Origin of the sequence: Streptomyces nogalater, from assembly GCF_039532885.1 — a bacterium.
Classification (GTDB): Bacteria; Actinomycetota; Actinomycetes; order Streptomycetales; family Streptomycetaceae; genus Streptomyces; species Streptomyces nogalater.
This window is the reverse complement of record NZ_BAAASM010000034.1, coordinates 28,927-41,985: the sequence shown is the minus strand read 5'-3', so window position 1 is coordinate 41,985 and position 13,059 is coordinate 28,927. Positions and strand designations below refer to the sequence as shown.

General features: G+C 72.5%; 13 protein-coding genes. 11 read left to right on the top strand and 2 right to left on the bottom strand.

Features of this window, described 5'->3' with window-relative positions:
• The first annotated feature begins 35 nt into the window (after window positions 1-35).
• The 5 genes from ABD350_RS23005 (at window position 36) to ABD350_RS22985 (ending at window position 4,891) form a co-directional block, all read left to right on the top strand.
• A complete protein-coding gene (locus ABD350_RS23005) occupies window positions 36-245 on the top strand; it encodes an MbtH family protein (protein WP_344350157.1) in 210 nt (69 codons plus the stop codon).
• Between the two features lie 31 nt (window positions 246-276).
• A complete protein-coding gene (locus tag ABD350_RS23000; protein WP_344350155.1) occupies window positions 277-1,242 on the top strand; it encodes a TauD/TfdA family dioxygenase in 966 nt (321 codons plus the stop codon).
• Between the two features lie 33 nt (window positions 1,243-1,275).
• The gene (locus ABD350_RS22995; RefSeq protein WP_344350154.1) at window positions 1,276-2,559 is read left to right on the top strand and encodes a diaminobutyrate--2-oxoglutarate transaminase; all 1,284 of its coding nucleotides are present in this window, start codon (window positions 1,276-1,278) and stop codon (window positions 2,557-2,559) included.
• Window positions 2,560-2,606: 47 nt separating this feature from the next.
• Window positions 2,607-3,950 carry a SidA/IucD/PvdA family monooxygenase gene (locus tag ABD350_RS22990; RefSeq protein ID WP_344350153.1) on the top strand — a complete coding sequence of 448 codons (1,344 nt, stop codon included), beginning with the start codon at window positions 2,607-2,609 and terminating at the stop codon, window positions 3,948-3,950.
• 155 nt (window positions 3,951-4,105) lie between these two features.
• Entirely contained in the window at window positions 4,106-4,891 is a 786-nt protein-coding gene (locus tag ABD350_RS22985) for a thioesterase II family protein (RefSeq protein WP_344350152.1), read from the top strand.
• Between the two features lie 78 nt (window positions 4,892-4,969).
• On the opposite strand, the gene ABD350_RS22980 is transcribed toward ABD350_RS22985, so the two are convergent.
• Window positions 4,970-5,662 (bottom strand): LuxR C-terminal-related transcriptional regulator, encoded by a 693-nt coding sequence (locus tag ABD350_RS22980; protein ID WP_344350151.1) that lies wholly within the window; start codon window positions 5,660-5,662, stop codon window positions 4,970-4,972.
• A 359-nt stretch (window positions 5,663-6,021) separates the two neighbouring features.
• Here ABD350_RS22980 and ABD350_RS22975 point away from each other — a divergent pair, with 359 nt between their 5' ends.
• From ABD350_RS22975 to ABD350_RS22960, 4 genes are all read left to right on the top strand, one after another.
• On the top strand, window positions 6,022-7,170 hold the full coding sequence (locus ABD350_RS22975) for an SGNH/GDSL hydrolase family protein (RefSeq protein ID WP_344350150.1): 1,149 nt from the start codon (window positions 6,022-6,024) through the stop codon (window positions 7,168-7,170).
• 371 nt (window positions 7,171-7,541) lie between these two features.
• On the top strand, window positions 7,542-8,201 hold the full coding sequence (locus ABD350_RS22970) for a DedA family protein (protein ID WP_344350148.1): 660 nt from the start codon (window positions 7,542-7,544) through the stop codon (window positions 8,199-8,201).
• A 98-nt stretch (window positions 8,202-8,299) separates the two neighbouring features.
• Window positions 8,300-9,520, top strand: a complete 1,221-nt coding sequence (locus ABD350_RS22965) for a sensor histidine kinase (protein ID WP_382466854.1) — start codon at window positions 8,300-8,302, stop codon at window positions 9,518-9,520.
• Window positions 9,511-10,161, top strand: a complete 651-nt coding sequence (locus tag ABD350_RS22960) for a response regulator (RefSeq protein WP_344350147.1) — start codon at window positions 9,511-9,513, stop codon at window positions 10,159-10,161. The genes ABD350_RS22965 and ABD350_RS22960 overlap by 10 nt, the downstream gene beginning before the upstream one ends.
• 69 nt (window positions 10,162-10,230) lie before the next feature.
• On the opposite strand, the gene ABD350_RS22955 is transcribed toward ABD350_RS22960, so the two are convergent.
• Window positions 10,231-10,767, bottom strand: coding sequence for a hypothetical protein (locus ABD350_RS22955; protein WP_344350145.1), 537 nt, complete (start codon window positions 10,765-10,767; stop codon window positions 10,231-10,233).
• Between the two features lie 284 nt (window positions 10,768-11,051).
• On the opposite strand from ABD350_RS22955, the gene ABD350_RS22950 reads away from it, so the two are divergent.
• Together ABD350_RS22950 and ABD350_RS22945 are read left to right on the top strand one after the other, a co-directional pair.
• The gene (locus ABD350_RS22950; RefSeq protein WP_344350144.1) at window positions 11,052-11,741 is read left to right on the top strand and encodes a restriction endonuclease; all 690 of its coding nucleotides are present in this window, start codon (window positions 11,052-11,054) and stop codon (window positions 11,739-11,741) included.
• 169 nt (window positions 11,742-11,910) lie between these two features.
• Window positions 11,911-12,972 (top strand): histidinol-phosphate transaminase, encoded by a 1,062-nt coding sequence (locus ABD350_RS22945; RefSeq protein ID WP_344350143.1) that lies wholly within the window; start codon window positions 11,911-11,913, stop codon window positions 12,970-12,972.
• The last annotated feature ends 87 nt before the right edge of the window (window positions 12,973-13,059 follow it).

Below are 13,059 nucleotides of genomic sequence, written 5' to 3'. Positions count from 1 at the left end.
TCCACCCCCAACCTCACGAGATCGGAGACACCACCATGACCAACCCCTTCGAGGACCCCGACGCCACCTACCTGGTCCTGGTCAACGACGAGGGCCAGCACTCGCTGTGGCCGGAGTTCGTGGCCGTACCCGCCGGCTGGCAGCGGCGGTTCGGCCCCGACGGCCGGACGGAGTGCCTGGCGTACATCGAGCGCGAGTGGACCGACATGCGCCCCAAGAGCCTGATCGAGGCGATGGGCGCATGACAGCGCGTCGACACCGGGCGGGAGGACCGAGGTGACCGCCACCGAACAGCGCGCGGCAGGCCTGTCCGGCCCCGAACTGGCGGACATCGCGCGGATCGCCCAGGGCCTGCTGGAGAGGGCGCCGGACCGGATCGACGACCCCGCCTGGGTCGCCGACGCCCGCAGCGCCTGGGAGGACACCCCCGCCCGGCTGCGCCGGCTGGTCCGGGAGTTCCGCCGGGACTCGGGCGCCGACGGCAGACTGCTGCTCAGCGGACTGCCGCTCCCGCGACAGCTGCCCGACACGCCGATGGTCATGGGATCGGTGCAGCGCGTCCCCGCGCTGCCCGCGGCACTGCTCATGCTGGTCGCCCACGGACTGGGCGACCCCGCCTCGTTCGCGGCGGAGAAGAACGGCGCCCTGGTGCAGGACGTCGTCCCCGTGCCCGGCCAGGAGGAGTTCCAGGGCAACGCGGGCTCGGTGGAGCTGACGTTCCACACCGAGAACGCCTTCCACCCGCACCGGCCCGACTACGTCCTGCTGCTGTGCCTGCGCACCGACCACGAGGGACGGGCCGAGCTGCGCACCTGCTGCTCCCGGCGGGTGCTGCCCCGGCTGACGGACCGCACCCGCGAGGCGCTGGCCCGGCGCGAGTTCGTCACCGAGCCACCGCCCTCCTTCGGCGCGGCCGGCCCGGGCAGCGTGCACGGCGTCCTCACCGGGGACCCGGAGGACCCCGACCTCTGCTACGACGAGGCGGCCACCCGGGCCCTGACCGACTCCGGCCGCGCCGCGCTCCGGGAACTGGGCGCGGTGATCCGCGGCGCTTACGACGGCGTGCGGCTGCGAGCCGGAGACCTGGCCGTCGTCGACAACCGGGTCACCCTGCACGGCCGGTCCTCCTTCGTCCCGCGCTTCGACGGCAAGGACCGCTGGCTCCAGCGGACGTTCGCCTTCACCGATCTGCGCCGGTCCAGGGACCACCGGCCGGCCGACGGAAACGTGCTGGCGAAGTGAGCGAAGAACAGCGAAAGACATGGAGTGCCGAGCATGGCCGACCCTGACCTGACCACCGTGTTCACCCGTCACGAGTCCCGTGTGCGCAGCTACTGCCGCGGCTTCCCGGCCGTGTTCGAGCGCGCCTCCGGGCACCACCTGTGGGACGTCCACGGACGGCGGTACACCGACCTGCTCTGCGGTGCCGGCGCGCTCAACTACGGGCACAACCCGCCGGAGATGGTCGCCCGCGTGGTCGAGTACCTCGGCAGCGGCGGACCCGTCCAGTCCCTGGACCTGCACACCACCGCCAAGGCCGAGTTCCTCACCCGGTTCGCCGAGTCCGTGCTGGCACCGCGCGGCATGGGCGACCACGTCGTGCAGTTCCCCGGCCCGGCGGGCACCCTCGCCGTGGAGGCGGCCCTGAAGCTGGCCCGCAAGGTGACCGGACGCTCCCGGGTCATCGCCTTCCAGGACGGGTTCCACGGTGTCTCCCTGGGCTCCCTCGCCGCCACCTCCTCGCCCCTGCTGCGGTCCGCGGCCGGCACGGCGCTGCGCGACGTGACGATCCTGCCCCGCGACGACGGGCGGGGCGGGCAGCCGTCCCTCGACGCCCTGGAGCGCGCCCTGCGGCCCGCCGACGGCACCGAGGCACCGGCAGCCGTGCTGCTGGAGACCGTGCAGGGCGAAGGCGGCCTGAACGTGGCGAGCCCCGCGTGGCTGGCCCGGGTGCGGGAGCTGGCGGACGACGCCGGCGCGCTCGTCATCGTCGACGACATCCAGGCGGGCTGCGGCCGGACCGGCACCTTCTTCAGCTTCGAGCACGTCCCCGAGCTGCGGCCCGACCTGGTGTGCCTGTCCAAGTCGCTCGGCGGCATGGGCCTGCCCATGGCGGCGCTGCTGATCAGCCCCGACCGGGACGTGTGGGAGCCCGGCGAGCACAACGGCACGTTCCGCGGCCACAACCTCGCCTTCGTGGCGGGGACGGTGGCACTGGAGTACTGGGCCGACCCCCGGTTCACGGACCGGGTGGCCCGGCTCACGGCCGCGATCCGCGCCTCGCTCCTCGACATCGTCGCGCGGCTGCCCGAGGGGGCCGCCCAGGTCGCCGGACGGGGCGCGATGAGCGGACTGCGCTTCACCCGGCCCGAGCCGGTCGAAAGCGTTCGCCGCGAGCTGTTCCAGGCCGGGATCATCGCCGAGAGCGCGGGGGAGGGGCGGGCGCTGAAGTTCCTGCCGCCGCTGACGATGCCCGTCGCCGAATGGGAGACGGTGGCGCACACCATCGGCGAGGTCGTGCTCAAGACCGTCGGCACAGCCGTCCACCGCGCCGCCTGACGGCCCGAACACCCTCAGCACGCCCACGACAAGGACGAGGACCCACTGTGACCATCGACAACGGCCGTACGGCGGAGGAGACGCTCCACGACGTCATCGGCGTCGGCTTCGGCCCGGGCGGCATCGCGCTGGCCGCCGCCCTCCAGGAGGAGGCCCCCGACCTGGACTGCCTCTTCCTCGAAAGCCGCAGCGAGGCGGCCTGGCAGCCCGGGATGCTGCTGCGCGGCTCCGACACCCAGCACCACCCGAGCCGCGACCTCGCCACCCTGCGCAACCCGCGCAGCCGCTACACCTTCCTCAACTACCTGCACGAGACCGGCCGGCTGCTGGCCTTCCTCAACGTCCCGGCACACTTCCCGCTGCGCCGCGACTACGCCCGCTATGTGCGGTGGGTGGCCGCGCAGCTGTCCTCGTCCGTCGTGTACGACCGCAGGGCGACCACCGTCGCCGTCGCGTCCGATCCCGTGCCGCACTACGTCGTACAGACCGCGTGCGGCCGGACGTACCGGGGACGCGCCCTGGTCCTCGGCACCGGCCGGACCCCCTACGTCCCCGCGCGGTTCCGGCCCCACCTCGGCGACCGCGTCTGCCACAGCAGCGAGTACCTGTGGCGGCTGGAGAAGCGGCGGGCGGCAAAGGACGGCCCGCTCGACGTCGCGGTCGTCGGGGCCAGCCAGAGCGCGGCGGAGATCGCACTCGACCTGCACTCCGCCGACTCCGGCGACCGCATCCACGCGATCATGCGCGGCTTCGGGTACCGGCTGAAGGACACCAGCCCGTTCTCGGAGGAGGCCTACCTCCCCGAGTTCACCGACTACTACTTCAACGCCTCGCGGGAGGCCAAGGCCGCCCTGGACGCGCAGCTGCGCCCCAGCAACTACTCCTCCGTCGACCAGGACGTACTGGAGAGCCTCTACGTACGGCGCTACGAGGACGGCGTCGACGGCGAGGAGCGCATCCTGCTCCACCGCAACAGCGAGGTGACCGGCGTCCGCACCGGTGACGGCCCGGTCCGGCTGACCCTGCGGGAGCGCCACACCGGGGAGGCGAAGGAGCTGACGGCCGATCTGGTGGTCCTCGCCACCGGCTACCGCGACCTCGGCCCCGCCGAGCACGACGAGCCGTACCCGCGGATCCTCGGCCCGGTCGCCGACGGGCTGGCCCTGGACGACACCGGTGTGCTCCGCGTGGAGCGGGACTACTTCGTCCCGCCCCGGCCGGAGGCCGGCCGGCGGCCGCCGCTGTTCCTCAACGGCCTGTGCGAGAACACCCACGGGCTCGGCGACGCCGGCTCCTTCAGTCTGCTGTCGCTGCGCGCCCGCACGCTGCTGGAGGGGATACGGCACCGGCTGGGCGCCGGGCCCGCGCCGGCCGGCGGCGCGCGCGACTGACCGGCCGGCCCGTCCCCCGAGGACGGCCGGAACACGAGGACCGGTACCCCGCGGGGCCGGTCCTCGCCCCGCGCCCCGAAGCGACGCGGGCGGACACCGCGCTCGTCATGTCCGGGCCCGCCCCGGGCCCGGCCGTACCGAAAGGCTGCGCAGCCGTGCAGATCAAGGACACCGAGAGCACCGACTGGATCCGCCGCTACCGGCCCTCGCCGGACAGCGACGTCCGGCTCGTGTGTTTCCCCTACGCCGGTGGTTCGGCCACCTTCTTCCACCCCGTCGCGATGTCCCTCGCCCCCGTGGCCGACGTGGTGGCGTTGCAGTACCCGGGCCGGCAGGACAGGTTCCGTGAACCGTGCGTCACGGACCTCGGCGTCCTGGCCGACCGGCTGGCCGAACAGCTCACGGCGCTCAGCGACAAGCCCACCGTCCTGTTCGGCCACAGCATGGGCGCGGCGCTCGCGTTCGAGACCGCCGTACGCCTGGAGGCGGCCGGTACGAACCCGCCCCGCGCCGTCGTCGCCTCGGGCCGCCGCGCACCCTCCGTCCACCACGCCGAACACGTCCACGAACGCGACGACGACGGCATCATCGCGGAGCTGCGGGCCCTGGACGGTACCGACTCCGCCGTCTTCGGCGACGAGGAGCTGCTGCGCCTGGCCCTGCCCGCGATCCGCGGCGACTACACGGCCGTCGAGACCTACACCTGCCCCGCCGGCCGGCGGCTGCGCTGCGGCATCACCGTACTGACCGGCGACAGCGACCCGAGGACGACCCTCAAGGAGGCAGGCGCGTGGCGGAACCACACCCTCGGGCCCTTCCGCATGCGGGTCTTCGGCGGAGGCCACTTCTTCCTCACCGACCACCGTGCCGCCGTCGACGACCTGCTGGCCGGGGAGCTGCAGCTCGCCCGGACCACCGGTGCCACCGTGCCCGGCGGGTGATGTGCGGGGCCGGCGCGACGCCCGTGGCCGGGGTGCGCCCGGCCACGGGCGTCGCGCGTACGGCGGTGGCGGGGCCGGTCAGGAGGCGATGAACTCGGGTCGTACGCGGGGAGGCCACTCGCCGACCGCGAAGACCCCCAAGGCGTAGCCCTTGGAGATGAGGGCGGGCCGGTTGGATACCTTCATCTTCCGCAGGAGAGAAGCGACGTGGTACTCGATTCCGCCGCGGCTGAGGAAGAGCCTCGAAGCCAGCTGGACGGTCGACTCGCCGGCCGCGACGCCTTCGAGGACGCTGGCGTGCACCGGGCTGAACAGCTTGTCCCGTGCCGAGGCGACCTTGGGACTCCCGGCCCCGCTGGGCCGGAGCAGCACCACGATGACCTCCACCCGGGCGCTGGCGCTTCCGCGCACGGCGATGCCGGTCAACTCCCCCTCGAACGGCTCCTCCCGCGCGCCCAGGGCGATCACGTGGTCCGCGAAGCGCGCACTGTGCCCGTCGGCGAGCCGGACGAACTCGCGACGGAACTTCTCCCGCATGCTCGGATGCAGGTAGTCCAGGATGTCCCGGCCGATGACCTCGGCCGGTAAGGAACCGACCTGATCGCAGAACGGGCCGTTCGCCGCCGAGATCCTCAGCTTCGGATCCAGATGGGCCATGATGATGCCGGACTGTACGAAGACGGACCGGCAGATGTCGCTGAAGCGCTGCGTGGTGTGGTGGTCGGCTACCGCCGGGGGTACTTCCTGGGAAGCGGGACCGGGAATTGCCATGATCGGGAATGCCCCTCTCGCCCTCGAACCGGGCGCGATGTGCGATACGGGGAGCTTCGCGTGCCGAGGCCTGACGCCTGCGTGCGGAAGCTTGCCCGCCAAGCTAGTCGGGGCCGGATTCGGGTATTGCTCTTCCCTGCACGGTCACTTACCCCAAAGCGTACGGACGCGCTGCCGGGAAGCGCCGGAACGCATGCGCGTCTGCGTGGCCCACGCGAACGCGGGAACGAGCGCGCCGGCGCGGGGGCGTCCTCCGTACCCGTCGCCCCCGGCCACTCCCCATGCCGCACCGGCAAGGCCATGATGGGAGCGCTCTCACACCCTCACGCGCAGAACTCCCGACACCGGAAGGACCGCTCATGCGCACCGCTCCCCATATCTCCCGGCGGGCCCTGCTGACGGCCGCCGCCGCGAGCGTCACCGCGGGCGTCACCGCCGCGGCGGCCGCACCCTCGCGGGCGTCCGTCGCCCACCGCTCCCTGCCGTCCCCCGCCTTCGCCGGGTTCCGGACGGTGGGCCGGGTCAGGAAGGAAGCCGACGGCTCGGTGCGGTACACCTGGCCCGGCATCGCCTTCGAAGGCCGGTTCCGCGGTACCGGCGTCGGGATCGTGCTCGACGACTCCGCCAACGACTACGACGTCCAGATCGACGCGACGACCGTCAGGACGCTGGTGACCCCCGGGCGCACCACGGCCTGGGTCGAGGGCCTCGCCGACACCGAGCACACCGTGCGCCTCGTCAAGCGGACGGAGAGCACATGGGCCGCCGGCCGCTTCGGCGGATTCGTCGCGGCTGGGGGAGGACGGATCCTCCCCGCCCCCGCGCCGCGGAGCAGGCAGATCGAGTTCATCGGCGACTCCTACACCGCCGGATACGGCAACGTCTCGGGCACGCGCGACTGTTCGGCCAACGGCGGAGTCGACCGGAACAGCAACGCGGACCTCGCCTTCGGCGCCCTCACCGCCCGCAGGCTCGGCGCCGACTACCAGCAGAACGCGTTCTCCGGCCGCGGCATGGTCCGCAACTACAACGGCGGTGACCCCGGCACCGATTACCGCACCTACTACGACCGGGCCCTGCTGAACGTCGTCGGCGACGTCTGGCACAGGCCGCGCGACTGGCGGCCGCAGGTCGTCGTCATCGGCCTCGGCATCAACGACTTCTCCACCCCGCTCCACCCGGGCGAGCCGTGGGCCACCCAGAGCGAGCTGATCGCCGCCTACGCCGGCGCCTACCACGGCTTCCTCGACAAGCTGCGGGCCCGCTACGGAAGCAGGACGTTCCTGGTGGTCAGCGCCACCCAGGTGGCCGGCACCGCCTTCGCCGACACCGCCCGGGGCATCGTCGGGGACCGCAACGCGCGGGGGGACGACCGGGTCGGCTACTGGTACTACGACGACCCCGGCCTGGACCGGCTCGGCTGCGACTGGCACCCCTCGCTGAGCGACCACCGGATCATCTCCGGTCTGCTCGACCGGTACCTTGCCACCGTGCCGCTGGACTGGTGACCGGGTGGACGGTCCGGTCGCGCGGGGACCGGACCGTCCACCGCGGTACGAGCCGACGGGACGACGCCCTGAGGCTTGCCACGCCCGGCGGTCTGCCTCCTCGCCGCACGGCCCCCTCCTCCCGGGCCGGTGACGGGGCCGGCGATCACCGCCGCTGTCCGCCATCCAGGGACTCCTCACCGCGGTCGTGACGGCCGTTCCGCGCGGCCATCCTGCGGAAAACCACAGGGCAGGCCCTACGGAGAACAGCACGCGGTCCGATGGCAACCCTCATGCCGAAGCTGAACGGCGTTTCCTAGGTTGGAAGTCGTCGGGGCGACGCCCGCCCCTCCCGACCCGCCCGTTGCGACCCGCCACCTTGGAGACCCACCATGCCGCACCTGACTCTGGCCTTGTCCCGGGAGCCCGCGGAGGGCATCGCGGGGTGGGCCGCCGGCCTCGTGGACGAGATGGGCGGCCCCGGCGCCGGTCTGGCCATCGCCCTGGAGAACCTCTTCCCCCCGCTGCCGAGCGAGGTGATCCTGCCCCTGACCGGTTTCGCCGCGGGCCAGGGCATGCTCAGTCTCGCGTCGGCACTGTTCTGGACGACCCTCGGTTCGGTGGCCGGCGCGGTCACCCTGTACTGGATCGGCATGCTCTTCGGCCGGGAACGGATGTACGCGCTGTGGGCGAGGCTGCCGTTGGTGAAGACCTCGGACCTGGAGCGCACCGAGGCGTGGTTCGCCAGGCACGGCACCAAGGCGGTCTTCCTCGGCAGAATGGTGCCGATCTTCCGCAGCCTGATCTCGGTGCCCGCCGGACTGGAGCGGATGCGGATGCCCGTCTTCATCATGCTCACCACGCTCGGCAGTCTCATCTGGAACAGCGTCCTGGTCCTGGCGGGTTACTGGCTGGGCGACCAGTGGGGCGTGGTGGAGACCTCCATCGGCATCCTGAGCAAGGCCGTCCTGGCCCTGGTGGCCGCTGCCCTGGTCACGTACCTGGCCGTGCGGCTCAAGGGCCGCCGCAAGGCCCAGCACCGGCGCGTCTGATGCGCCCCGGCCCACCCCACGACAACTCCGCCGTGTTCGTGCCGGCAGACCCGGACGATCTTGTCCCGGGCCGTCCGGCCGCACTAGGCTCGGGGCCCGTGCACGAGGACCTGACAGGCGTGGCGTCCCGCGGCCGCGCGGGAGCCCTCGGGGCCCCGGGCCGCAGGGCCGAGCCGGGTGCCGCCCCGACGCCGTCCCGGTGGCGCCGTGGTACGGGCATCCTGCTCGGTTGCCTGACCGCGCTGCCCGGTTCCCTCTACTTCCTCGTCGCCGGCGCCGCCCTCGGCCCCTTCCTGCTGTGGCCGCGCACCCGGGCGGACGCCTTCGGCCTCCTGATGACCGGTGTGCGCACCCTGACCGCACTCGAACGCGGCCGCCGCTCGCGGTTCTTCGCGGACCGCTTCCCCGAGCACTACACCGCGTCCGACCAGAAGATCCTGCGCTACCTCGCCGTCCGCTGCTACACCGGACTGCTGTGCGCGGTCGTCATCGCGCTGCTCGGCTTCGGCACCGTACTGGCCGCACTGCTCGTCAACGGCGTCACACGAGGCAGCCTCGGCTGGGAGGACCTACTGACGCAGGTGGTGCTGGGCAGCGTCCTGCTCTTCCTCGACATCCAGGGACTGCGCTCGCTGGCCGCCCTGGACGCCCGCTCCGCCGTCGAGTGCTTCGGCCCCTCCGAGCGGGAACTGCTCCAGCAGCGCATCGACGAACTCGCCGCCAGCCGCGCCGCGGTGGTGCGGGCGGTGGACGCCGAGCGACGGCGCATCGAACGAGACCTGCACGACGGAGTCCAGCAGCGCCTGGTCGCGCTCGCCATGCTGCTGGGGCGGGCCCGCCGCAGCCGTGACCCCGAACGCACCGACGCGCTGCTGCTGCAGGCCCACGAGGAGTCGCAGGGCGTTCTCACCGAACTCCGCGAAGTGGCCTGGCGGGCCTACCCCTTGGCGCTGGACAGCCTGGGCCTGCGGGAGGCGCTGGGCGGGGTGGCCGAACGGTGCGGCATCCCGCTGCGCATCCGGTACGACGTCACCACGCCCTTGCCCCGGCCGGTGGAGACGGCCGCCTACTTCGTGGTGTCCGAGGCCGTCACCAATGCCGCCAAGCACTCCTTCGCCACCGCCATCGAGGTGCGGGTCGCGGTCGACGGCGACCGGCTCGTCCTGCGGATCGAGGACGACGGCAAGGGCGGTGCGGACCCCGCCGGCGGCGGGCTGGCCGGATTGCGCGGCCGGGTCGACGCCCTCGACGGTGTCCTGCACGTCGAAAGCCCCCTCGGGGGACCCACCATCGTCACCGCGGAGCTGCCATGCGCCTGATCCTGGCCGAGGACTCGGCCCTGCTCCGGGAGGGGCTGGTACGGCTGCTCGCCGACGAAGGCCACGAGGTCGTGGCGGCACTGGGCGACGCGACGACGCTGCCGGAACAGGTCGACAAGCACCGGCCGGACATCGTCGTCGCCGACATCCGCATGCCCCCCACCCACACGGTCGAGGGACTGCGCGCGGCGCTGGAGATCCGCGAACGCCGGCCGGAGATCGGCGTGCTGGTGCTCTCGCAGCACATCGAACGCACCTACGCCGTCCAGCTGCTGGCGTCCAACGCCGAGCGGGTCGGCTACCTGCTGAAGGACCGAGTGGCCCAAGTGGAGGAATTCCTGGCCGCGTTGGAACGCATCCACTCGGGCGGGGCCGTGATCGACCCGGAGGTCGTACGGCAGTTGCTCATCCGCACCACACACGGCGATCCGCTGGCCCGGCTCACACCGCGCGAGCGCAGCGTGCTGGAGGCCCTGGCCCAGGGGTACACCAACACGGCCATCGCGCAGGAGCTGCACATCTCGGTCAGCGCGGTGGAGAAGAACCTCAACGCGGTCTTCGACAAACTGGACCTGAGCCACGGCAACACCACCGGCTACAACCGGCGCATCCTCGCGGTACTGCGCTATCTCCAGTCCTGAACAGCGACACAGAAACCGGCCACCGCGACCCGTTTCCGTGCACGCCACCACTACCCGCAGTGGTCAGGGTCAGTAACACGACCACTCCCTCTTCGGAATGGGTCCTTCCCAGCTGTCCCCGCTGCCCTCGGCCCACTCGCGTGCGACAAGGACCGGGCGCGTGCGGGCATAGTCGCCGTTGTGCTGGCACCGCATGACCAGGCCCAGCCCAGGAAGACAGGCTTCCCCGTTCAAGCCGACGCGCAGACCTCTCAGACCCGGGGGCATGTCCTCGAGAGACTCCGCCGTCGACTCGATCCACGGGGTGAGCTCGGAAGGCAGCCGTCCCACCAGCCGAGTGCCTCCGTACAGAACCTGGGGTCCGCGGCAGGCGTCGACGGCAACCGCGGCCAGCGTCCGGTCGTCCCGGGAGTAGTAGGTGTCCACCCCCAGGGTGGTGAACTGAACCCACCGGTCCTGCGAGTGGAATGAATGAACGGGCTCGTCCAGGGCTGCGGCCACCTCGTCGACACTCTGCCCGAACCGCAAGGGCCCCACGCCCTCGAACGGAACCCACGTCCACCGCGGACGATCCGCGTCCGAGAGAATCTCCTGCGCCCACCACATAGACAGCTCCTTGCCGACCGAACATCCTTGCGACGGGGAAGTTTGTCACGTCGCAGCCACGCCCTTCCTCCACGGACTGGCCCGGCCCTCCTGACCGCCCGGCCGACAGACGAAGCGGAGGCCGTCTCCTGGGCGCAGGAGGACCTGCATCCCGGTCGTCCCCGACACCATCACGGCGCGGTATTCGGCCAGGTCCGATGGCTTTGTGCCATTCGTCGGCAACCCGCTCCCAGCACCACTGAACCCCGGCTACATAAGAAGGCGATCTGGGGAGCGGGGGAGTGATGGCAGTACGTCGGCGGCGGCAGCGCTTGAAGAAGCGGACGCGCAGGCAGTTGCGGATCTGGGGTGCGGTGGCGGCTGCGGCTGCCGCGGTGTGGTTGGTCGGGCACTGGTCGCAGGTGTGGCCCGCCCTGGTGGCGGTGCTCCTCGCGGCCGTGGTGGGCGGGGCCGGATGGGCGCTGCTGCGGGCGCACCGCCGTGCGGTCGGCCAGGACCGCGTGTGGCGGGCACGGGAGGAGGCCCGGGCGCGGGAGTTGTCGATGGCCGAGGTCGACGCGTTGTCGTGGCAGGAGTTCGAGAGGTACGTCGCCGAGCTGTGCCGGCGGGACGGCTGCACGCAGGTCGTCGTCAGCGGCAGGAGCGGCGATCTGGGCGCGGATGTGGTCGGCTATCTGGCCGACGGCCGCAAGCTGGTGGTCCAGTGCAAGAAGTACGCGCCGCACCGGAGCGTGTCCTCGCAGGACATGCAGAAGTTCGTCGGCACGGCTCGCCTCGAACACGGCGCCGACGTCGCTCTGTTCGTCACCACCTGCCGCTCGTTCACGAAGGCCGCGATGGGCCTGGCGCTGCGCCAGGACATCGTGGCCCTGCACCGCGACCTGCTGGGCTCCTGGGTCGGAGGCGCTCATCTGGAGAGCCTGATCCCGCTGAGCGGAAGCGGTGGCGGCACCAGGCGGCGCCCCTCTGCCTGACCGTGACATCCTCTGACGGCAGCCCGGTGCCGCGGGCGGCTCCAGGCCGGAGACGAGCCGCTGACGTGAGCGGCCGGGCCCCGGTCGGCCCCGCCCGCGCGCACGGTCGGTGCCGGTCCCGGCCCGCCGCCCCATGGACGCCTCGGCAGCCGGCCCGTACCGTCGGCGCATGACTGATTCCCCGCGATCACAGTCGACCGGCCCTTACGATCTGGCCGCCAACGAGAGCCCCTTCGCTCCGCTGCCAGGCGTGCTGGAAGCCGTGCGGGACATGTCACTGGAGCTGAACCGGTACCCCGACCCCGCGTGCACGGAGCTCCGGGCCGTGCTCGGGCGCGAACTTCGGGTACCGGCCGAGCGGGTGGCCGTCGGCGCGGGGTCCGTCGCGCTGATACGGGATCTGCTGGCGGAGTACGCCACGGGGCCGGACGGCGAAGTGGTGTTCGCCTGGCGCTGCTACGAGGGGTACCGCGCCGCGGTGCGGCTCGTGGGCGCCGTACCCGTGCCGGTCCCCCTGCGTGCGGACCGGCACGATCTGGCAGCGATGGCCGGCGCGGTCACCGAACGGACCAGGCTGGTCGTCGTGTGCAACCCCAACAACCCGACGGGTACGGTCGTCGGCCGCACCGAGCTGGCACGGTTCATCGACGGGGTGCCCGAGCACGTGCTGGTCGTGGTGGACGAGGCATACCGGGACTTCGCCGCCGGACCGGACGCCCCCGACGCGGTCGGCACGGAGGGCCACCGGCCCAATGTCGTGGTCGTCCGCACCTTCTCCAAGGCGTACGGGCTGGCCGGGCTGCGCGTCGGCTACGCCGTGGCACACGAGCCGGTGGCCGCCGCGCTGCGCGCACGCGCACTGCCGTACGCGGTGAGCGCCGCGGCCCAACGGGCGGCGATGGTGTCCCTGCGGGAGCGTGAGGCGCTGGACCGGCGGGTGGCGGGGCTCGTCCGGCGCCGCACCCTGCTCGTCGACGGGCTGCGCGCCGCGGGCCTGCGCGTGCTCGACAGCCACACCAACTTCGTGTGGCTCGGTCTCGGCGAGCACACCGGGGCGTTCGCGGACGCGTGCCGGGAGGCGGGGGTACGGGTCAAGGCGTTCCCGGGTGAAGGCGCGCGGATCACGGTGGGTGAACAGGAGGCGGTCGAGCGGGTGATCGCCGTCGCCTCCCGGCTGCCGCACACGAGCGCCCACCGGGCCACCGCGGACGCACACTCGCCGGAGCGATGACTTCTCCCCAGACCGGCCCCGTCCCCTGGCAAGGGCCACGGACCGGAGAGGCCGCAGACCGGATGCCGGGAAGAAGACAGCCGGCCG

What these genes read in the sequence shown, in the direction of transcription:
- ABD350_RS22980 (WP_344350151.1), bottom strand. Translation starts at nt 5,662, where the DNA reads ATGGCAATTCCCGGTCCCGCTTCCCAGGAAGTACCCCCGGCGGTAGCC.
- ABD350_RS22955 (WP_344350145.1), bottom strand. Translation starts at nt 10,767, where the DNA reads ATGTGGTGGGCGCAGGAGATTCTCTCGGACGCGGATCGTCCGCGGTGG.
- ABD350_RS22950 (WP_344350144.1), top strand. Translation starts at nt 11,052, where the DNA reads ATGGCAGTACGTCGGCGGCGGCAGCGCTTGAAGAAGCGGACGCGCAGG.
- ABD350_RS22960 (WP_344350147.1), top strand. Translation starts at nt 9,511, where the DNA reads ATGCGCCTGATCCTGGCCGAGGACTCGGCCCTGCTCCGGGAGGGGCTG.
- ABD350_RS22945 (WP_344350143.1), top strand. Translation starts at nt 11,911, where the DNA reads ATGACTGATTCCCCGCGATCACAGTCGACCGGCCCTTACGATCTGGCC.
- ABD350_RS22975 (WP_344350150.1), top strand. Translation starts at nt 6,022, where the DNA reads ATGCGCACCGCTCCCCATATCTCCCGGCGGGCCCTGCTGACGGCCGCC.
- ABD350_RS22995 (WP_344350154.1), top strand. Translation starts at nt 1,276, where the DNA reads ATGGCCGACCCTGACCTGACCACCGTGTTCACCCGTCACGAGTCCCGT.
- ABD350_RS22970 (WP_344350148.1), top strand. Translation starts at nt 7,542, where the DNA reads ATGCCGCACCTGACTCTGGCCTTGTCCCGGGAGCCCGCGGAGGGCATC.
- ABD350_RS23005 (WP_344350157.1), top strand. Translation starts at nt 36, where the DNA reads ATGACCAACCCCTTCGAGGACCCCGACGCCACCTACCTGGTCCTGGTC.